Source organism: Mesorhizobium sp. M0028 (assembly GCF_040323855.1).
GTDB lineage: Bacteria > Pseudomonadota > Alphaproteobacteria > Rhizobiales > Rhizobiaceae > Mesorhizobium.
Genome location: NZ_JAMYVG010000001.1, coordinates 288,552 through 306,649 on the forward strand (window position 1 = coordinate 288,552; position 18,098 = coordinate 306,649).

The 18,098-nt window shown below is 61.5% G+C and carries 20 protein-coding genes; 15 read left to right on the forward strand and 5 right to left on the reverse strand.

Features of this window, described 5'->3' with window-relative positions:
• Positions 1-53: 53 nt before the first annotated feature.
• The 4 genes from NKJ93_RS01420 to NKJ93_RS01435 all read right to left on the reverse strand — a co-directional run bounded on the left by NKJ93_RS01420 (position 54) and on the right by NKJ93_RS01435 (position 3,069).
• The gene (locus tag NKJ93_RS01420) at positions 54-485 is read right to left on the reverse strand and encodes an HIT family protein (protein ID WP_352587131.1); all 432 of its coding nucleotides are present in this window, start codon (positions 483-485) and stop codon (positions 54-56) included.
• Positions 486-606: 121 nt separating this feature from the next.
• A complete protein-coding gene (locus tag NKJ93_RS01425) occupies positions 607-1,821 on the reverse strand; it encodes a GNAT family N-acetyltransferase (RefSeq protein ID WP_352587134.1) in 1,215 nt (404 codons plus the stop codon).
• 40 nt (positions 1,822-1,861) lie between these two features.
• Positions 1,862-2,590: a glycerophosphodiester phosphodiesterase gene (locus tag NKJ93_RS01430; RefSeq protein ID WP_352587137.1), complete on the reverse strand. Its 729-nt coding sequence runs from the start codon at positions 2,588-2,590 to the stop codon at positions 1,862-1,864.
• A 14-nt stretch (positions 2,591-2,604) separates the two neighbouring features.
• Positions 2,605-3,069, reverse strand: coding sequence for a RidA family protein (locus NKJ93_RS01435; protein WP_352587140.1), 465 nt, complete (start codon positions 3,067-3,069; stop codon positions 2,605-2,607).
• Positions 3,070-3,207: 138 nt separating this feature from the next.
• Here NKJ93_RS01435 and NKJ93_RS01440 point away from each other — a divergent pair, with 138 nt between their 5' ends.
• From NKJ93_RS01440 to tsf, 6 genes are all read left to right on the forward strand, one after another.
• Positions 3,208-4,035: a cell envelope integrity EipB family protein gene (locus tag NKJ93_RS01440; protein WP_023717738.1), complete on the forward strand. Its 828-nt coding sequence runs from the start codon at positions 3,208-3,210 to the stop codon at positions 4,033-4,035.
• Positions 4,036-4,173: 138 nt separating this feature from the next.
• Positions 4,174-5,472, forward strand: coding sequence for a lysophospholipid acyltransferase family protein (locus tag NKJ93_RS01445; protein ID WP_352587143.1), 1,299 nt, complete (start codon positions 4,174-4,176; stop codon positions 5,470-5,472).
• 43 nt (positions 5,473-5,515) lie between these two features.
• Positions 5,516-5,794, forward strand: coding sequence for a DUF4031 domain-containing protein (locus NKJ93_RS01450; RefSeq protein WP_023717736.1), 279 nt, complete (start codon positions 5,516-5,518; stop codon positions 5,792-5,794).
• On the forward strand, positions 5,791-6,402 hold the full coding sequence (locus NKJ93_RS01455; protein ID WP_352587146.1) for a LysE family translocator: 612 nt from the start codon (positions 5,791-5,793) through the stop codon (positions 6,400-6,402). The genes NKJ93_RS01450 and NKJ93_RS01455 overlap by 4 nt, the downstream gene beginning before the upstream one ends.
• Positions 6,403-6,579: 177 nt before the next feature.
• Entirely contained in the window at positions 6,580-7,377 is a 798-nt protein-coding gene (rpsB, locus tag NKJ93_RS01460; RefSeq protein WP_023717734.1) for a 30S ribosomal protein S2, read from the forward strand.
• 119 nt (positions 7,378-7,496) lie between these two features.
• Entirely contained in the window at positions 7,497-8,420 is a 924-nt protein-coding gene (gene tsf, locus NKJ93_RS01465; protein ID WP_023717733.1) for a translation elongation factor Ts, read from the forward strand.
• 1 nt (position 8,421) lies between these two features.
• Here the strand turns inward: tsf and NKJ93_RS01470 are convergent, their stop codons facing one another.
• On the reverse strand, positions 8,422-9,360 hold the full coding sequence (locus NKJ93_RS01470; protein ID WP_023717732.1) for a LysR family transcriptional regulator: 939 nt from the start codon (positions 9,358-9,360) through the stop codon (positions 8,422-8,424).
• 114 nt (positions 9,361-9,474) lie between these two features.
• Between NKJ93_RS01470 and NKJ93_RS01475 the strand changes: the two genes are divergently transcribed.
• From NKJ93_RS01475 to bamA, 9 genes are all read left to right on the forward strand, one after another.
• A complete protein-coding gene (locus NKJ93_RS01475; protein ID WP_352587149.1) occupies positions 9,475-9,705 on the forward strand; it encodes a nuclear transport factor 2 family protein in 231 nt (76 codons plus the stop codon).
• Positions 9,706-9,764: 59 nt separating this feature from the next.
• On the forward strand, positions 9,765-9,902 hold the full coding sequence (locus NKJ93_RS01480; protein WP_352587152.1) for a hypothetical protein: 138 nt from the start codon (positions 9,765-9,767) through the stop codon (positions 9,900-9,902).
• Between the two features lie 55 nt (positions 9,903-9,957).
• Positions 9,958-11,064 (forward strand): aldo/keto reductase, encoded by a 1,107-nt coding sequence (locus NKJ93_RS01485; RefSeq protein WP_352587155.1) that lies wholly within the window; start codon positions 9,958-9,960, stop codon positions 11,062-11,064.
• 133 nt (positions 11,065-11,197) lie between these two features.
• Entirely contained in the window at positions 11,198-11,920 is a 723-nt protein-coding gene (gene pyrH / locus NKJ93_RS01490; protein WP_023717729.1) for a UMP kinase, read from the forward strand.
• A 105-nt stretch (positions 11,921-12,025) separates the two neighbouring features.
• Positions 12,026-12,580: a ribosome recycling factor gene (gene frr / locus NKJ93_RS01495; RefSeq protein ID WP_084642476.1), complete on the forward strand. Its 555-nt coding sequence runs from the start codon at positions 12,026-12,028 to the stop codon at positions 12,578-12,580.
• A gap of 32 nt (positions 12,581-12,612) precedes the next feature.
• Positions 12,613-13,335 (forward strand): isoprenyl transferase, encoded by a 723-nt coding sequence (locus NKJ93_RS01500; RefSeq protein ID WP_023717727.1) that lies wholly within the window; start codon positions 12,613-12,615, stop codon positions 13,333-13,335.
• A 3-nt stretch (positions 13,336-13,338) separates the two neighbouring features.
• Positions 13,339-14,172 (forward strand): phosphatidate cytidylyltransferase, encoded by an 834-nt coding sequence (locus NKJ93_RS01505; RefSeq protein WP_352494601.1) that lies wholly within the window; start codon positions 13,339-13,341, stop codon positions 14,170-14,172.
• Between the two features lie 104 nt (positions 14,173-14,276).
• The gene (gene rseP, locus NKJ93_RS01510) at positions 14,277-15,419 is read left to right on the forward strand and encodes an RIP metalloprotease RseP (RefSeq protein WP_352482672.1); all 1,143 of its coding nucleotides are present in this window, start codon (positions 14,277-14,279) and stop codon (positions 15,417-15,419) included.
• A gap of 217 nt (positions 15,420-15,636) precedes the next feature.
• A complete protein-coding gene (gene bamA / locus NKJ93_RS01515) occupies positions 15,637-17,991 on the forward strand; it encodes an outer membrane protein assembly factor BamA (protein WP_352482671.1) in 2,355 nt (784 codons plus the stop codon).
• Positions 17,992-18,098: the final 107 nt, after the last annotated feature.

Consider the following 18,098-nt stretch of genomic DNA (forward strand, 5'->3'; position numbering starts at 1 on the left):
GCTTTTTTCATGAAGCTTGTGGTCGAGTGTCGGCCGAGCGGCTTCGCCCCGATTCAGTTTGCCAGCGCCGTCCGTATCTTGCCGGCGTTCTCAGCCAGGACTTCAGGCTGTTCCATCTGTCCGCTGTGCGGCTTCAAGGGGATGCCTGCGAAGCGCGGAATGACATGGACATGGAGGTGGTAGACGGTCTGGCCCGAAGCTGGTTCGTTGAACTGCATGACCGTGACGCCATCGGCATCGAAGGCCTTCTTTACTGCCCGCGCAACTTTCTGCACGTGAGCGAAGAGGGGGCCAAGCACCGCCGGATCCGCGTCGAGCAGGTTGCGCGACGGCGCTTTCGGCACGACCAGCGTGTGACCCGGTCCTTGCGGCATCACATCCATGAAGACGATGACCGCATCATCCTCGTAGACGCGGTGCGAAGGGATTTCTCCGCGCAGGATTTTTGCGAAAATGTTGCTGCTGTCGTAGGTTGCTTCGGCCATGGCGCACGCTCCGGTTCTTGGCTCGCGGTCTCGTGTAGCGAAGCTGTTGCGGGCGGGCAAGACGATCGGTCGACATCGGCCATGCAGGCTCGAACGTGGTTGAGCGATCGGGCGGGTTTTGCTACTCCGCCATGTCCTTGCGGAACGGGGTGTGCTCTTCCAGATATTCGCTCATCCGCTCGACTTCGCGCCGCTCGCGCTGGAGGTAGTCGGCCACTGCATTGCGCAGACCTGGATGGGCGATGTAGTGCGCCGAATGCATCGTCACCGGCCGGTAGCCGCGCGCCAGCTTGTGCTCGCCCTGCGCACCGGCTTCAACCACCTTCAGCTTTCGCGAGATGGCGAAATCGATCGCCTGATGGTAGCAGACCTCGAAATGCAGGAACGGGTGGTCCTCGATGCAGCCCCAATTGCGGCCGTAGAGCGCGTCTGAACCGATGAAGTTGATGGCGCCGGCTATGTAGCGCCCGTTGCGTTTGGCCATCACCAGCAGGATGTCGTCGGCCATGCGCTCGCCGATCAAGGAGAAGAAATCGCGGTTGAGGTAGGGCCGGCCCCATTTCCTGCTGCCGGTATCCATGTAGAACGCGTAAAAGTCGTCCCAGGCTTTTTCGGTCAGATCCTTGCCGGTCAGCCAGTCGATCGAGATGCCGTCGGCGAGCGCCTCACGCCGCTCCTTTTTCATCGCCTTGCGCTTGCGCGAGGCCAACGTCGAGAGAAAATCGTCGTAGCTCGAAAAGCCTTCGTTGAAGAAGTGAAACTGCTGGTCGGTGCGATGCAGGAAGCCGGCTGCCGCCAAGATCTGGACATCATCCTCCGGCGCGAAGGTGACATGCGCGGAAGACACGCCGAGCTTATCCGTCACCGCCTTTAGGCCGGCCGCAAGGCCGGCCTTGACGGTGGGGCTGTCCTCGCGCTTGCCGACCAGCAGGCGAGGGCCGGTGACGGGTGTGAACGGCACCGCGCATTGCAGCTTCGGATAGTAGCGCCCGCCGGCGCGTTCGAATGCGTCCGACCAGCCATGGTCGAAGACATATTCGCCCTGGCTGTGCGACTTCAGATAGCAGGGGACCGCACCGAGCAGCTTGCCTTGCGCGGTTTCCAGCCTGAGATGATGACCCTGCCAGCCGGTGCGTCGAACGGCGCAGCCGGAATCTTCTAGCGCGCTCAAAAAAGCGAATGAAACAAGCGGGTTGTAGGCGTTTTCTGCCTCGCCCCGCGTAGTGCCACCAAGGCTGTCCCATTCCGCGCTGGTGAAGGCGCCGATGCCCGCGGCGATGCGGATCGACAGCTCCGCATTCGCCGTTTGTCTGTCGCAGTCGTCCCCTTGATCCATGTGGCTTACTTAAGCTCGCTGCGAACCCGTACAAGCCCGTTCAAGCAAGCCGCACAAGATCGGGCTCGAATCCTTCGAACGTCATCTGGTCGGCATATTTGAAGGTCAGGTCGACGGCAGGTTGGTCATGCACTGTCCAGGTGATCACCGGCATGCCGAGCCTTTCACGTACGAACGACACGAACCGGTTCGGCAGGTCGCCGGCGGCGTAGGAGATAAAGGCGATGTCATGCGCCAGCATGGCGAAATGCGCCTCGATCAGATGGTTGTCGTTGCCGTAGGCGGTCAACCCGCCGGGTATGCCGGGTGCATGTTTCGGGAACTCGCGGATCAGCCAATGGTCGAACGACATGATCGCGGTCTTGCCCTTATAGCGCTTGAGCATCTTGCCGACGCCTTCGACCAGGCCTTCGTCGTGTCCGGCAGCGCCTTTCAGCTCGACAACCATCGGCACACGCTCGTCGACCAGATTAAGCGCCTGCTGCAGCGTCGGCAAATGGTCGGCGGTGCCGCCGACCTTCAGCGCCGTGATCTCAGCAGCCGTACGCTGCCAGACGAAGCCGTCCTCGCCGGTCAGCCGCCGCAGATCGCCATCGTGGATGATGACGGGGACGCCGTCGGATGACAGGTGCACGTCGCACTCGATCGCATAGCCGCGCTCGGCTGCCGCGGCGAAGGCGGAAAGAGTGTTCTCCCAGCGCGCCTTGTTCATGTCGTGGAGGCCGCGATGGGCGACGGGCCGGGCAGTCAGCCAGGAAAGGTCGGTCATGGTCGCAGTCCCGGTCATTCGACTTCGAAGATCGCTTCGATTTCCACTGCGGCATTAAGCGGCAGGGAGGGGGTGCCGACGGTGGAGCGGGCGTGCTTGCCGCGGTCGCCGAGCACGGCGACGAGAAAATCCGAGGCGCCGTTGGCGACCAGATGCTGTTCGACAAAATCCGATGCCGAGGCGACGAAGACGGTGATCTTCACCAGGCGGCGGATCTTGTCGAGATCGCCAAGTGCCGCCTGGGCCTGCGCCAATATGTTGATCGCACAGTATTTTGCGGCTTCCTTTCCGGTCGCCGTGTCGACATCGCGGCCAAGCAGCCCGCTCGCCTGGAGCTTGCCCTCCTTGAGCGGCAACTGCCCGGCGGTGAACAGCAGATTGCCGGTCCTGCAATAGGGAATGTAGTTGGCGGCGGGCGCAGCGGCAGCCGGCAGCGTCACGCCGAGATCGCTTAGCCGCTTTTCGATTGTTTCGCTCATGCTATTTCCCTATTGCTTGAAGGTGCCGCGCAGGCCGGGCCGAAATTGCTATTTTTGCCTCGCTTCCGCCACGACTTTTTTTAAGCTGGACCATCTTTCCATGCGGCCTGCCATTAGCCGCGATGATCGGAGCACCCCATGCGCGCAACGCGCCTCGCATTCAACGCCGTTCTTCTGACAGCGGCTTCCTGGGCGGCTCCCGCTTTTGCGGTGCCGGCGCTGCAGGCGCACCGTGCCGTCTATGACATCACCCTGGACAAGGCGTCGGATCGCTCGGGGATCACCGGCATATCGGGCCGTATGGTCTACGAGTTCAATGGCTCGCCTTGCGAGGGCTACACGGTAAAGTTCCGCCTGGTCACCCAGATCGTCACCAACGACAATACTAGGCTGACCGACCAGCAGATGACCACCTTCGAGGATGCCGAAGGCAAGACCTTCTCCTTCGTCAACAAGTCCTTTGTCGACCAGAACCTCGACAAGGAGGTCAAGGGGACGGCAACGAAGGAGGCCAATGGTCTCAAGGTCGAAATCGACAAGCCCGAGAAGAACAGCCTGGAACTCGCCGCGACCCAGTTCCCGACCCAGCAAATGGTTGAAATGATCGGCAAGGCGGAAAAGGGCGAGCGTTTTTACGAAACCAACCTGTTCGACGGCTCGGAGGATGCCAACAAGGTGATGACCACCACCGTCGTCGTCGGCAAGCAAGCCAATGCCGACAAGACTGATCCGGAAGTGCCGGCGCTGGCCAAGCTCGCCAGCGACAAATACTGGCCGGTTGACATCGCCTATTTCGACGATACCGACAAAGGCGGCGAGGAAGTGCCGGAATACCGGATCAGCTTCAAGCTGCACGAGAACGGCATCACGCGCGGTCTCGTAATGGACTATGGCGAGTTCTCGATGACCGGCAAGCTGGTCAATCTGTCGCTGTTCGATCAGCCAAAGACCTGCCCGTCGAAATAGGCTCGAACCGACGGCAAGCTGCTGCCGGCTGCTCTCCGCGATAGTGGCGCTTGATCTTGCGGGCATGTTGCACCGACTTGAGCATGCCGCAATTGCATATCAACGTCTTACGACGGTAAGCGCCGCGGGGGGAGCAGGTTGAGCAGGATCGACGTTTTTGTGGCGCCGCGGCCCAATGCGACGCTGATCAAGGCCATGACATTCGTCAACCGCATTGTCATGCTGCACGGCATTCCGGGGCTTCGCGACCTGTTGCCGTTCAACCGTCTGGCCGGTCTGCGCGGCGTCGCCAATGTCCGCCACATCGATTTTCCGGAGGACGACCGGCAAAGGTTGAAGGCTTGTTGCGGCGCGGGCAAGGCGACGTTCATCACGCCCAACCATCCGGAGTTCTTTACCGACTGGATGATCGACAAGGAGGTCGTCTCGCGGGTAAGCCCGCTGGCGGCATCCTGGGCCACGCACGGCGTCGTCAACGGGCTTGGCCGGCTGATGCAGAAATTCTGGCTGGCCAACAATCTAATCGCCCAAATCCCGGGCAATAGCGGGGCCGCCAAGGAACATTCGGTGGCCTGGGCGCTGAAAGGGCACGGCGTTCTCCTGCATCCCGAAGGCGGCGTCGGCTGGCATGCCAACATCGTTGCCCCGCTGCTGCCGGGCGCGGTCGAGATGGGGCTCGAAGCGCTGAAGCGCGGCCGCCTGACGGATCCGGATTTCAAAGTTTGGATCGCGCCCGTGATCTGGAAGCTCGCTTTCACGGGGAATGTCGAGGCAGCGCTGGCAAAGGAGTGCGCCTACGTCGAGCGCAGCCTGAAGATCGAACGCCATGCCGCCGATTCGCTGCCGGAGCGCGTCCATCGTATCTATGCGACATTGCTGTCGCGCGATGAGGCTGCATATGGCCTGCGGTCCGATGAGCGGGTTTCGTATGACGCACGTCAGAAGGACCTGCTCGTGGAACTCGGCCGTCGCCTTGCTGAACTTGTCTCGGGCGGCGCCGGCACGCTCGACAGTGGCGAGCTTTTGCGCCGGTCGCGCCGCTGGCTGCGAGAAAACACGGATGATACCGGAAGCCGGAAGCAGGTCCGAACGCTGGCGGATACGATCCAGCGCTTGCGGCGTGTCGGGCCCTGGGCTTCAGCCAATCCGCGCATCACGCAGGAGGAGATCGCCGAACACTTGAAGCGGATCCGCAACGATTATTGCAAGGGTACACTGCGCGATACGATCGACCGTTTCGTGCCGCAGCCGGCAGGCCCACGCCGCGCCCATATCCGGGTGCCGGACCCTTTAGGCTTGCACGCCTATAAAGGCTCCGTCGAGGCGGCACTCGTCGAACTGCACGACCGCATGCAGGAGACCATCACCAGCACCATAGCGCAACTCCAGGCCGGCGGCGGCTTCATTTTCTATGCTAATCCCTTCTATCATCGTTAGCGGCGTGTTGGTCGGCGCAAGATGAAGGAGTGCGGCAAGCCCCATGGCGGTCTATGTCGATGCGGCGATCTGGAAATGGGTCGGCCACCGCTGGTGTCATCTGCTGGCAGACGACACCGACGAGCTGCATCGCTTCGCCGCGCAGCTCGGCATCAAGCGCTCGTCCTACCAAGGGCCGCCGAAGACATCGGCGCCGCATTATGACATAACCGGGTTCGAGCGCGACCGCGCGGTGCGGCTCGGCGCCATCGAGTGCAGCCGCGAGGAGATCGTCGCTGTTTTCCGGCGTGTGCGCGTGCCGAGGGGGAAGATGCGACGATGACATTGACGGCATTTTTGGCTTACTGCGCCGCGATCACATTTGCCGCCGCCACGCCTGGTCCGGCGATGTTCACGGTTATCGCCAATGGCGTCTCGCTTGGCTTCGTTCGCGCTTTCCTGGCTGGACTCGGCATCGCCGCAGGCGACGCGGTGCTGGTCACCTTGGCACTGCTCGGTCTCGTGGCGCTGGTACAGGCCTTCGAATGGGTTTTTTTAATCCTGAAGTATGCGGGTGCTGCCTATCTGGTGTTTCTCGGCATCCGGATGTGGCGATCGGCCTCCGCGCGATCGCATGGACAGCACGCAACCCAGGCAAGACTGTCTCGATCGTTTTTCCTCGGTATCTCCATCGCATTGGGCAATCCCAAGGCGATCCTGTTCCACGCCTCTATCATGCCGCTGATTCTTGACCTCAATACGATGACCTTCGCCGATGGGCTGCTCGTGGTTGCGGTCGTGATCTGCGTCAACATCGTCACCATGGGCTTCTACGCAGCGCTCTCCGGGCGGGCTTCGAGCTGGTTCAAGACGCCAAGGCGCATGCGGCTGATGAACAGGTTTGCCGGCGGCGCCATGATAGGCACCGGTGCGCTGATCGCCGCACGCTGAGCCGCAAGACGCCACAGCGCTTGCGTTTGTCGCGCATCCCCTCTATATGCGCGCACATTCCACACACGGACTTTGGTGTCTGCCCGGGAGAAATCCGGCGGAAACCTCCGGTGGCGTTCGAGGACCAAGTCCAAAAAATGCCTGTGTCCGTGGAGGCTAACCGGAAAGGAAATAAGAATGGCTCTGCCTGATTTCAGCATGCGCCAGCTATTGGAAGCTGGCATTCACTTCGGCCACCAGACCCACCGCTGGAACCCGAAAATGGCGCCCTATATCTACGGCGCCCGCAACAACATCCACATCATCGACCTCTCGCAGACGGTGCCTTTGCTGCACCAGGCGCTGAAGCAGGTTTCCGACACTGTTGCCAAGGGCGGCCGCGTGCTGTTCGTCGGCACCAAGCGCCAGGCCTCCGACATCGTCGCCGATGCCGCGCAGCGCTCGGCTCAGTACTATGTTAACTCGCGCTGGCTCGGCGGCATGCTGACCAACTGGAAGACGATCTCGAATTCCATCCAGCGCCTGCGCAAGCTCGACGAGATGCTGGCCGGCGAGGCTCAGGGCCTGACCAAGAAGGAGCGCCTCAACCTCGACCGCGAGCGTGAGAAGCTCGACAAGGCGCTGGGCGGCATCAAGGATATGGGTTCGACGCCCGATTTGATGTTCGTGATCGATACCAACAAGGAAGCGATCGCCATCCTCGAGGCCAAGCGTCTCGGCATCCCGGTCGTTGCCATCATCGATTCCAACTGCGACCCGGACAAGATCGACTTCCCGATCCCCGGCAATGACGATGCGGCCCGCGCCATCCAGCTCTATTGCGATCTGATTGCCAAGGCTGCGATCGACGGCATCGCCCGCCAGCAGGGCGCACTCGGCGTCGACATCGGCGCATCGGTCGAGGCTCCGGTCGAGCCGGCGCTCGAACCGACCCCGGCCGCCGAGAGCCCGGCAACCCAGACCCCGGAAGCATAATAGCGAAGGCCGGCTGCGGCCTTCATCTTTCCAATATGTTGGCGCGGTAAGCGCTACCGGCACCAGGCGCATCATCGAAACTCGATGGTGCGTCGGTGTATTTAGACAAAGAGGCGACAATGAGCATTTCGGCTGCACAGGTCAAAGAACTCCGCGACTTGACCGGCGCGGGCATGATGGACTGCAAGGCGGCGTTGAACGAGACCAACGGCAACATGGAAGAAGCCATCGACTGGCTGCGCAAGAAGGGCATTTCCAAGGCCGACAAGAAGGCTGGCCGTACTGCTGCCGAAGGCCTGATCGGCGTCGATTCCGGCGTCCGCGAGGCAGCGATCGTCGAGGTCAATTCCGAGACGGATTTCGTTGCGCGCAATGCTGCGTTCCAGGAGATCGTCGCCAATGTCGCGAAGGTCGCGCTTGCCTATGGCGGCAAGACCGAGGCCGTTGCCGCTGCTCCCTATCCGGGCTCGGGCAAGTCGGTCACCGAGACCATCAAGGACGCAGTCGGCACCATCGGCGAGAATCTGGGCTTCCGCCGCTCGGCCAAGCTCACCGTCGAGCACGGCGCTGTCGCAACCTACGTCCACAATGCGGTTGCCGACGGCCTTGGCAAGCTCGGCGTGCTGGTCGCCATCGAGACGACAGGCAACGCGCAGGCCGCCAACGCCTTTGCCCGCCAAGTCGCCATGCATGTCGCCGCCACCAACCCGATGGCCTTGACCACCGAAGAGCTCGATCCGGCCGCGGTCGAGCGCGAGAAGGCGATCTTCGCCGACCAGGCGCGCCAGTCCGGCAAGCCGGAAGCGATCATCGAGAAGATGGTCGAGGGCCGTTTGCGCAAGTTCTACGAAGAGGTCGTGCTGCTCAAGCAGGCTTTCGTGCTCAATCCCGACATCACCGTCGAGAAGGCGCTGAAGGATGCCGAAAGCGAGATCGGCGCGCCAGCCAAAATCGCCGCCTATCTGCGCTTCGCGCTCGGTGAGGGCATCGAGAAGGAAGAGACCGATTTCGCGGCGGAAGTCGCGGCAGCGGTCAAGAAGTAAACTATTCGTTTGAAAGGCTTTTTCGGCCGGGTGTCCGCGAGGATGCCCGGCCGATTTCTTGCGCGGTGTCGATAAAGGCGCGGAGCTTCGGGGCCATCGCGGCGCGGCGCGGGAAATAGAGGAACAGTCCCGGTTCCTCGATCGATGCCTCGCCAAGGACTTCGACCAGCCGGCCTGCCTCGATGTCGGGCTTGACAAGCGGCTCGAACAGATATGCGAGGCCGATGCCGGCAAGGGCCATGTCTTTTGCCGACAGCGGTTCGCTGACGACGACGCTGCCGCGCGTCTCGACGCCGATATCCTTGCCCTGGTCTGACAGATCCCAACGGTAGAGCGCACGTGATCGCAACAGCCGATAGCCGATGCAGTTGCGGGTGGAGAGATCAGCAATTGTTCGCGGCTTTCCGTGGCGGCCGATATAGGCCGGAGAGGCGACAATGGTCGTCCGGAACGGCTGAGTCAGCCGCACCGTCACCATATCCTCGGCGATCATCTCGCCCAGCCGGATGCCGGCGTCGAAACCCTCGCCGACGATATCGCTCAGACGTTCGTCGGTGACGATCTCCACCGTCACGTCAGGGTAACGTTCCGCCATCGCCGTCAGGATGGGCATCAGCGCCAGAGGCAGCGCCAAACGCGGCGCGTTGATCCTGAGCAGTCCGCTTGCCCGGCCTTTGACAGAGCGGATGCGTTCGATCCGGTCGGCAATGTCTTCCAGCGCCGGCTCCGCCGCAGCGACGAGGGCGGTGCCAGCCTCGGTCAGCGAGACGCTGCGTGTGGTGCGGGCAAACAACGGCTGGCCGATTCGCTCCTCCACCAGCCGCACCGCATGGCTGACCGCTGACGGGCTCATGCCGAGCTCGGCGGCCGCCGAGGCGAAGCCGCCACGCCGCGCGACGGCAACGATTATAGGTAGGTGGCTAAGCAGATCGCGATCCATTCATGCATGCTATCGCATAGTCCATTCGGATAATGCAATCTTATCGGATAGGGAAGAAGAACGCATCTTTGGCTGCATCACACGGCAATCGCCGAGCAGCCAAGGAGACGTCCAATGACCGACCTCAAGTCCGAACGAACCCGTAATCTCGAGACAGTGCGTAAATTCTTTGACCTGATGCACCGCAAGGACATTGAGGCATGGGGCAACCTTTGGGCTGAAGATGGCCGAATCCTTGTCTTCCACCCGCCGGCAGGATTTGGAAGCAGCATCGATGGTAAGGCCGCGATCCTGGCGGCCTTCCGAGGCCTCTTCGGCAATTTCGAATCCTTCGCTCCCAGCTGACAGCCGTCTATCCGGCAGCGGATTCGGACGCGATCGTCGTTGAGTACAAGAACCGCGCGATGCTGATTGGCGCCTCTGAATACACCAACAGCAATATCGCGATCTTCCGCTTCGAGAGCGGTCTGACCAGCGCCTACCACGACTATTTCGATCCGCGTCGGTTCCAGGTGGTGGTCGATGCGCTGGCCAAGGCCTGACTGCATATCCCAGGCAAGGACCTCAATCCCGTTTTCAAATTTCAGGAGAAAATCCATGACCATGTCCTACTACACGCTCGGCAACAGCGGGCTGCGTGTCACTCGTCTGGCGCTCGGCACCATGACGTTCGGCACGGAATGGGGCTGGGGCGCGGAGAAGGAAACGGCGCGCGCCTTGGTTGATGCCTATGTCGAAGCCGGTGGCAATTTCTTCGATACCGCCGATCTCTATACCGGTGGCACGGCCGAAACCTGGCTCGGCGAATTCATCGCCGAGCGTGGGCTGCGCGACAAGGCGGTGATCAGTACCAAATTCACCTACAACGCCGAACCGGGTAATCCAAATGCCGGCGGCAACGGCCGTAAGAACATCCTGCGGGCGGTAGACGGTTCGCTGAAGCGGCTCGGCACCGATTACATCGACCTCTACATCCTCCATACCTGGGACAGGCTGACGCCACCGGAGGAGGTGATGCGGACGCTGGACGATCTGGTGCGCGCCGGAAAGATCCGGTATGTCGGTCTGTCCGACGTGCCGGCCTGGTACGCAAGCCGGGCGCAGGCGATCGCCGAGCATCGCGGCTATGAACCTGTTTCGGCGCTTCAGCTCGAATATTCGCTGGCCGAGCGCAACATCGAGCACGAGTTCGTGCCGTTCGGCACGCGCTATGGCGCTGGAATCATGGTCTGGAGTCCGTTGGCCAGCGGCCTGCTCAGCGGAAAATACCGTTTCGATACAATCGTCAAGGATGGTGGCCGGCTGGAGACAATGCGTGGTTCGACCAATCCCGGTTTCCAGAAATTCACCGACCGCAACTGGCAAATCGTCGCCGAACTGGAGAGGGTTGCCGGCCAGCTCGGCCGCAGCATGGCCCAGGTCGCCCTGAACTGGGCGGCAAACAGGCCAGGCATTGCGTCCGTCATCGTCAGCTCCACCAGGCTTGACCAGCTCAAGGACAATCTCGGCGCGCTTGATTTCGACATTCCCGAAGACCTTCGGGCACGGCTCGATGCGGTGAGCCGGCCGGTCACGCCCTTTCCGTATTCGTTCTTCGGCCCTGAAATACAAGGCGGCTTGACCGGTGGGCAGGCGGTTGGCGACAAGCCGGCAAGCTATCTGCCGGATCTGCTCATGCAAGGCACTTTTGCCGGCGTGAGCTGACGGCTATCCCAGTCCACGATCTCAACTTTCCGGCTCGGGCGCCGCGTGACATCGCGGCGCCCTTCGTGTATCGGAACGCCCAGTGTTTCGGGGCGCCACCGAAGCGCGTCACACGCATGATGACGAGGACCAGATGACGGTGAAGCCCCTCTACCGACGTGTCTTGCTGAAAGCGTCGGGCGAAGCGTTGATGGGCGAACAGCATTTCGGCATCGACGTATCGGTGGTCGACCGCATCGCCGCCGACATTGCCGAGGCCCGCGCACTGGGCATCGAGGTCGGTGTCGTCATCGGCGGCGGCAACATCTTTCGCGGCGTCGCGGTTGCATCAAAAGGCGGAGACCGCGTCACCGGCGACCATATGGGCATGCTTGCCACGGTCATCAATTCGCTGGCGCTACGCACCTCGCTCAACAAGATCGGCGTCGACGCCGTGGTGTTGTCGGCGATCGCCATGCCCGAGCTGTGCGAAAGTTTTTCGCAGCGTCAGGCAACCGCCTACATGAACCAGGGCAAGGTCGTCATCTTCGCCGGTGGCACCGGCAATCCGTTTTTCACTACCGATTCGGCTGCAGCCCTTCGCGCCGCCGAGATCGGCGCCGATGCTTTGTTCAAGGGCACTCAGGTCGATGGCGTCTATTCGGCTGATCCCAAGAAGGACCCGAACGCGACACGCTTCGAGCGCATCAGCCATAGCGACGTCATAAAACGCGGGCTTTCGATCATGGATACCGCGGCGATTGCACTTGCGCGCGAAAACAACATTCCGATAATCGTCTATTCGATCCACGAGAAGGGTGGTTTCGGTGATATCCTGCGTGGCGGCGGCCGTTGCACGGTTGTCGCCGACGATTAATCCGGACCGTGAACCCGAAAAAGGGACCAGTTCGCGGATTGAGGCTCGAACAGGGTTTTACCCTCAAGGCAGTGAACCCGGGCTAAACGGGTCGAGGAGACGATGATGAGTGGCGAATACGACGATCTCAAACGGCGCATGGACGGGGCGATCGCCGCGTTCAAGCATGATCTGGCTTCGCTGCGCACCGGCCGCGCGTCGAGCAGCCTGCTCGACGCCATCCAGGTGCAGGCCTACGGCACCGCCATGCCGATCAACCAGGTGGCAACCGTGTCGGTGCCGGAGCCGCGCATGATCTCGGTTTCGGTCTGGGACAAGTCGATGGTCAGTGCCGTCGACCGCGCCATCCGTGAATCCAATCTCGGCTTCAATCCTATCGTAGACGGCACCAATCTCAGGATCCCGTTGCCTGAACTCAACGAGCAGCGCCGCAAGGAGCTTGTCAAGATCTCGCACGGCTATGCCGAGAATGCCCGCGTCGCTGTGCGTCACGTTCGCCGGGACGGCATGGACTTTCTGAAAAAGGCGGAAAAGGACGGCGACATCAGCGAGGACGACCACCGCAAACGGGCCGACCAGGTTCAGAAACTAACCGACGAGACAATCAGCACCATCGACCACCTGCTTTCCGACAAGGAAGCGGAAATCATGCAGGTCTAGGGTCTGGCCACGGCTGGCCCGGAAGCGAGAACATGGCAACGCCCGCGCATGTCGCGATCATCATGGACGGAAACGGACGCTGGGCCAAGGCGCGCGGCTTGCCGCGGCTCGCCGGTCACCGCGCCGGCGTCGAAGCGCTGCGCAAGACGGTGCGCGCCGCCCCTAACCTGGGCATCTCCTTCCTGACCGTCTACGCTTTCTCGTCGGAAAACTGGTCACGGCCGAAATCCGAAGTCAGCGACCTCATGGGCCTGCTGAAGCTTTTCATCCGACGCGATCTCGCCGAGTTGCACCAGAGCGGCGTCCGAATCAGGGTCATCGGTGACAGGGCAGGGCTGCAGCCCGACATAAGAGGCCTGCTCGAGGAAGCCGAAACGCTCACTCTCCGCAACGAGGCGCTGACGCTGGTCATCGCCTTCAATTATGGCGGGCGCGACGAGATCGTCCGCACAGCGCGCAAGCTCGCCGCGGCGGTGGCGCGTGGCGAGATCGACAGCGAAGCGATCACGGCAGAGTCCTTCGCCAACTCGCTCGACACAGAGGGCATCCCGGATCCGGAACTGGTCATCCGCACCAGCGGCGAGCTTCGGCTGTCGAATTTCCTGTTATGGCAGGCCGCCTACAGCGAACTTGTTTTCCTGCCTTGCTACTGGCCCGACTTCAGTCGCGAGCACCTGTCCGATGCACTGCGCGATTTCGCCGGCCGCGAGCGCCGCTTCGGCGGACTTGCCGCCCAAGACGTCGCCTCGGGCTGAGGGATGAGCAACCTTCAGCTCCGCGTCATTTCGGCCGTCGTGCTTGCCATCGTCACGCTCGGCCTGACCTGGCTTGGCGGACTGCCCTTCCGGTTGCTTTGCGCTGCCATGGCGGCGGTGATCTTCTACGAGTGGACGCGGATGAGCCGTCCAGCTGCCCCGACAGGTGTTAATGCTGCGACAGGTCTTGGCTTTCTGCCCGAAGCGCTGATCGTGGTCTTTATCGGTGCCCTCATCGCCGGCCTGTCAGCGTCTTTGCTGCTGCCGCTCGTCGCGGCTCTGGTTGCTGTCGCTGCCATCGCGGCGTCGATGCGCAAGGCAGGACCGTGGGAAGCATCCGGCCTTGCCTATGCGGCGGTTTCCGGCCTGTCGCTGGCCTTCTTGCGCGACGGCGACCGTTCCGGGCTGCTGGCCATCCTCTTTCTGTTCGCCGTGGTTTGGGCGACCGATATTTTTGCATATTTCGTCGGCCGCTCCGTCGGTGGTCCAAGGCTGGCGCCGTCGATCTCGCCGGGCAAGACGCGGAGCGGGGCGCTCGGCGGGGCGATCGGCGGCGTGGTGGCCGGGCTGCTTCTGGCCGCTGTAGCCGGAACGGGCAACCTTGTCGTGCTTGGCGTGATCGCACTGGTGCTTTCGATTGTCGCGCAAGCCGGCGACCTGTTCGAATCATGGGTCAAGCGACACCACGGCCGTAAGGACTCCGGCGCGCTGATACCCGGCCATGGCGGCATCATGGACCGGGTCGACGGGCTTGTCGCGGCGGCTTTCGCCCTATACGTCATCGGCTGGATTTCCGCGACCGCCGACCATCCGGCACAGGGACTGTTCCCGGTTTGAGCGGCATCCGACGGCGGGCTGGTGCGGGTTGCGCCATGGATTCGCCTGGATTGATGTCACAGTCGCGGCGTGACCTGCGCCGTGGATGAATTTGAGGGCATGAATTGAACGAGATTCTTCACGCGGTTTTCAGCACAGAGGGCTTTGTCCTCGGCACGCTGGTGCCTTTCCTGTTCGTGCTGACCGTGGTCGTTTTCGTCCACGAAATGGGCCACTACCTCGTCGGCCGCTGGTGCGGTATCGGCGCAAAGGCCTTTTCGATCGGTTTTGGTCCTGAAATCATCGGCTTCAACGACAGCCGCGGCACGCGCTGGAAGCTTTGCGCCATACCGCTCGGCGGCTACGTCAAGTTCGTCGGCGACATGAACGCGACGTCGAGCCAGCCCAGCTCGGAGGAGATCGAGGCGCTGAGCGACGAAGAACGCAAGGTCGCCTTCCACACGCAGCCGATCTGGAAGCGCGCGGCGACAGTGGTGGCGGGGCCGCTGTTCAACTTCCTGCTGACGATCGCTGTCTTTTCCGTGCTTTTTTCTGTCCATGGCCGTCCCGTGCTGGAGCCGATGGTGGCTGAGGTTACCGTCGGCAGTCCGGCGGCGGCGGCCGGCATCATGCCCGGCGACCGATTCGTCAGCGTCGACGGCAGCAAGGTCGAGACCTTTGCCGACGTCCAGCGTCTGGTCTCCGGCCGTGCCGGCGACAGCATCACCTTCGTCATGCTACGCGGCGGCAAGGAAATCACCGTCACGGCGACGCCGCGCTTGATGGAACAACAGGACGCACTGGGCAACAAGGTCCAGGTGGCCGTGATCGGCGTCGTCAACAACAAGGAACTCGGCCAGCCACGGCTGATCACCTACAGTCCGGCCGGGGCGGTCGGGGCAGCGGTCCAGGAAACCGGACACGTCATTCAGCGCACCGGCCAGTTCCTGCAACGTTTCGTTGTCGGTCGCGAGGACAAGTGCCAGCTGGGCGGCCCTATCAAGATCGCCAAGATGTCGGGTCAGGCGGCAAAGCTCGGCTTTGAATGGCTCGTACAGCTTGTTGCATTCCTGTCAGTCGGGATCGGGATTCTCAACCTTTTGCCGATTCCCCCCCTCGACGGAGGGCATCTTCTGTTCTACGGCGTGGAGGCTGTCATCCGGCGGCCGGTGTCCGAACGGATGATGGAAATGGCTTACCGAAGCGGCCTCATATTGGTGCTCGGCTTCATGGGCTTTGTTTTCTGGAACGATCTGTTTGGGTGCTGAAATCATGAAGGAATTTGGCTTCGGCACGAGCAATGTTGAGACGCCGTTTACCATGCGTGGGGATATGCGTGACGCGAAAGCCACGCCACAGGGTTAAGTAAATACAAATTAACCAGAAGCCTTGCGTGTAGGGAAAATCCGGTTAATACGGTAGGGGAAATTACCGCACGTCCGGTTTTCTCGCCGTGGGGACTTCGAGAAAAGGTACAAAAGCCCGATGAAGGCAGCATCCAAGTTTCTGAGCGCCGCGTCCGCGGTGGCTATGTCCGCCGCTCTGGTTGTACCAGGCGCGCTCGCAGTGCAGTTCGTTGCCACATCGGCCGCCGAGGCGGCTGTCGTCTCCAGAGTCGAAGTCACCGGCAATCAGCGTGTCGACGCGGACACCATCCGCAATTACGTGACGATCAAGCCGGGCAAGGCGTTTTCCAGCTCCGACATCGACGATGCGGTCAAGGCGCTGTTCGGCACCGGGCTGTTTTCGGACGTGCAGATCAACCAAGTCGGATCGACGCTGGTCATCAAGGTTTCCGAATACCAGGTCGTCAACCAGGTGCTGTTCCAGGGCAACAAGAAGCTCAAGGACAACGCGCTTGAAGCTGCGGTGCAATTGAAGCCGCGCAGCACCTTCTCGCAACAGCAACTCGACACCGACGTTGAGGCGGTCAAGGCCGCTTACAGGCGTATCGGCCGCGACGACGCCGCCGTGACCACCCAGATCATGGATCTCGGCGATAACCGCGTGAACGTGGTCTTCAACATCAACGAAGGCGGCCGCACCCAGATCGCAGCGATCAATTTCGTCGGCAACAGCGCCTATTCGAGCCGCCGTCTGTCGGACATCATCTCCACCAAGCGCTCGTCCTTCCTTTCCTTCGTGCTGCGCGACGACGTCTATGACGAGGACAAGCTGCGGGCCGACCAAGAGCTGTTGCGCCGCTTCTATTACAATCACGGCTATGCCGACTTCCAGGTCGTCTCGGCTGTCGGCGAACTCGACGACACCACCAACAAATACACCGTCACCATCACGGTGCAGGAGGGCGAGCGTTATACGTTCGGCGATGTCAGTGTCGAAAGCACAATCCCCGAGGTCGACAGCAAGTCGCTTGAATCGGTAGTCCAGACCCACAAGGGCGATGTCTATAACGCCAAGGACGTCGAGGACACGATCATCGCACTGACCGAGAAAGTCGCCGGTTCGGGCTATGCCTTCGCCCAGGTGACGCCGCGCGGCGATCGCAACTTCGAAAACCACACGATCTCGGTTGTGTATACAATCGACCAGGGCACCAAGGCCTATATCGAGCGCATCGAGATCCGCGGAAACGATCGAACGCGCGACTACGTCATTCGCCGCGAATTCGATGTCAGCGAAGGCGATGCGTTCAACCAGGTTCTCATCCAGCGCGCGAAGAGGCGGCTGGAAGCGCTCGATTATTTTGAGAAAGTCGAGATTTCCACTGTTCCGGGCTCTGAGCCGGACCAGGTCGTGTTGGTGGTCGACGTGGTCGAGAAGTCGACCGGTGAATTTTCGATCGGTGCCGGCTATTCGACTGGTGGCGAAACGTCAGGTCCGTCCGTCGAAGGTTCTATCAGTGAGCGCAATTTCCTCGGTCGCGGCCAATTCATCAAGGTGGCGGCGGGCGGCGGCAAGAACTCGCGCGACTACAGCTTCTCTTTCACCGAACCTTATTTCCTTGGGCGGCGCATCGCGGCCGGCTTCGACATCTACAAGCAGAGCCGAAACTACGACCATTACGACAGCGATACGACGGGCGCGACAGTGCGTTTCGGTCTGCCGATCACCGACAACATCACGACGCAGCTCGCGTACAATATCGCGCAAGAGAAGTACGAGTTCGACGAAGACTGCGACCCAATGGCCGGTTGCAACGTCTCCCAGGCGATCCAAAACGGAGTTAACGAGAGCCCATGGCTCAAGTCGTCGGTCAGCCTCGGCCTGATCTACAACACCATCGACGACATGAAGAACCCGCATGACGGGCTTTATGCCAATGTCAACACCGAAGTGGCCGGCGTCGGCGGCGACGCCAAGTTCATCAAGGTCACGGCGCGCGGCAGCATCTATCAGACGTTGTCCGAACAATTGGATCTGGTAGGCCTCATTTCAGGCGGCGCCGGCCATGTCCAGGGATATGGCGGCGGCGATCTACGTGTCTTCGACCATTTCCAGAGCAGCGACCGTATGATCCGCGGCTTCGAATATGGTGGCATCGGTCCGGTTGCCTTGGACAACCGCAACGACCATCTCGGCGGAACCACTTATTTCAACGCCTCGGCCGAAGCCCAGTTCCCGCTGCCGGTTATCCCGGAAAGCTTCGGCCTCCGCGGGGCAGTGTTTGCCGATGCGGCAACGCTCTACGGCAGCAAGATTGCAAGTGGCCTCGTCGATCAGTCGACAACCGGAATGGAATGGCGCGCTTCTGTCGGTGTCGGCCTGATGTGGGCATCGCCCTTCGGTCCGATCCGCATCGACTATGCGATCCCGGTCAAGAAGGAAAAGACCGACGACGTGCAGGAATTCAACTTCGGTATATCGACCCGCTTCTGATGTGCGGGTAACGATGCTTCCGGCTCGTTTGGATCCGGATGGGCGGTGATCCGACACTACAGCGCAGCGCGTCCTATTGGACACGCAAAGGATGTTGTAGCACTTTG

Bases quoted from the DNA above. Each gene is read 5' to 3' on its own strand.
- NKJ93_RS01420 (WP_352587131.1), bottom strand. From the start codon at position 485: ATGGCCGAAGCAACCTACGACAGCAGCAACATTTTCGCAAAAATCCTG.
- NKJ93_RS01425 (WP_352587134.1), bottom strand. From the start codon at position 1,821: ATGGATCAAGGGGACGACTGCGACAGACAAACGGCGAATGCGGAGCTG.
- NKJ93_RS01430 (WP_352587137.1), bottom strand. From the start codon at position 2,590: ATGACCGACCTTTCCTGGCTGACTGCCCGGCCCGTCGCCCATCGCGGC.
- NKJ93_RS01435 (WP_352587140.1), bottom strand. From the start codon at position 3,069: ATGAGCGAAACAATCGAAAAGCGGCTAAGCGATCTCGGCGTGACGCTG.
- NKJ93_RS01440 (WP_023717738.1), top strand. From the start codon at position 3,208: ATGCGCGCAACGCGCCTCGCATTCAACGCCGTTCTTCTGACAGCGGCT.
- NKJ93_RS01450 (WP_023717736.1), top strand. From the start codon at position 5,516: ATGGCGGTCTATGTCGATGCGGCGATCTGGAAATGGGTCGGCCACCGC.
- NKJ93_RS01455 (WP_352587146.1), top strand. From the start codon at position 5,791: ATGACATTGACGGCATTTTTGGCTTACTGCGCCGCGATCACATTTGCC.
- rpsB (WP_023717734.1), top strand. From the start codon at position 6,580: ATGGCTCTGCCTGATTTCAGCATGCGCCAGCTATTGGAAGCTGGCATT.
- tsf (WP_023717733.1), top strand. From the start codon at position 7,497: ATGAGCATTTCGGCTGCACAGGTCAAAGAACTCCGCGACTTGACCGGC.
- NKJ93_RS01470 (WP_023717732.1), bottom strand. From the start codon at position 9,360: ATGGATCGCGATCTGCTTAGCCACCTACCTATAATCGTTGCCGTCGCG.
- NKJ93_RS01475 (WP_352587149.1), top strand. From the start codon at position 9,475: ATGACCGACCTCAAGTCCGAACGAACCCGTAATCTCGAGACAGTGCGT.
- NKJ93_RS01480 (WP_352587152.1), top strand. From the start codon at position 9,765: ATGCTGATTGGCGCCTCTGAATACACCAACAGCAATATCGCGATCTTC.
- NKJ93_RS01485 (WP_352587155.1), top strand. From the start codon at position 9,958: ATGACCATGTCCTACTACACGCTCGGCAACAGCGGGCTGCGTGTCACT.
- pyrH (WP_023717729.1), top strand. From the start codon at position 11,198: ATGACGGTGAAGCCCCTCTACCGACGTGTCTTGCTGAAAGCGTCGGGC.
- frr (WP_084642476.1), top strand. From the start codon at position 12,026: ATGAGTGGCGAATACGACGATCTCAAACGGCGCATGGACGGGGCGATC.
- NKJ93_RS01500 (WP_023717727.1), top strand. From the start codon at position 12,613: ATGGCAACGCCCGCGCATGTCGCGATCATCATGGACGGAAACGGACGC.
- NKJ93_RS01505 (WP_352494601.1), top strand. From the start codon at position 13,339: ATGAGCAACCTTCAGCTCCGCGTCATTTCGGCCGTCGTGCTTGCCATC.
- bamA (WP_352482671.1), top strand. From the start codon at position 15,637: ATGAAGGCAGCATCCAAGTTTCTGAGCGCCGCGTCCGCGGTGGCTATG.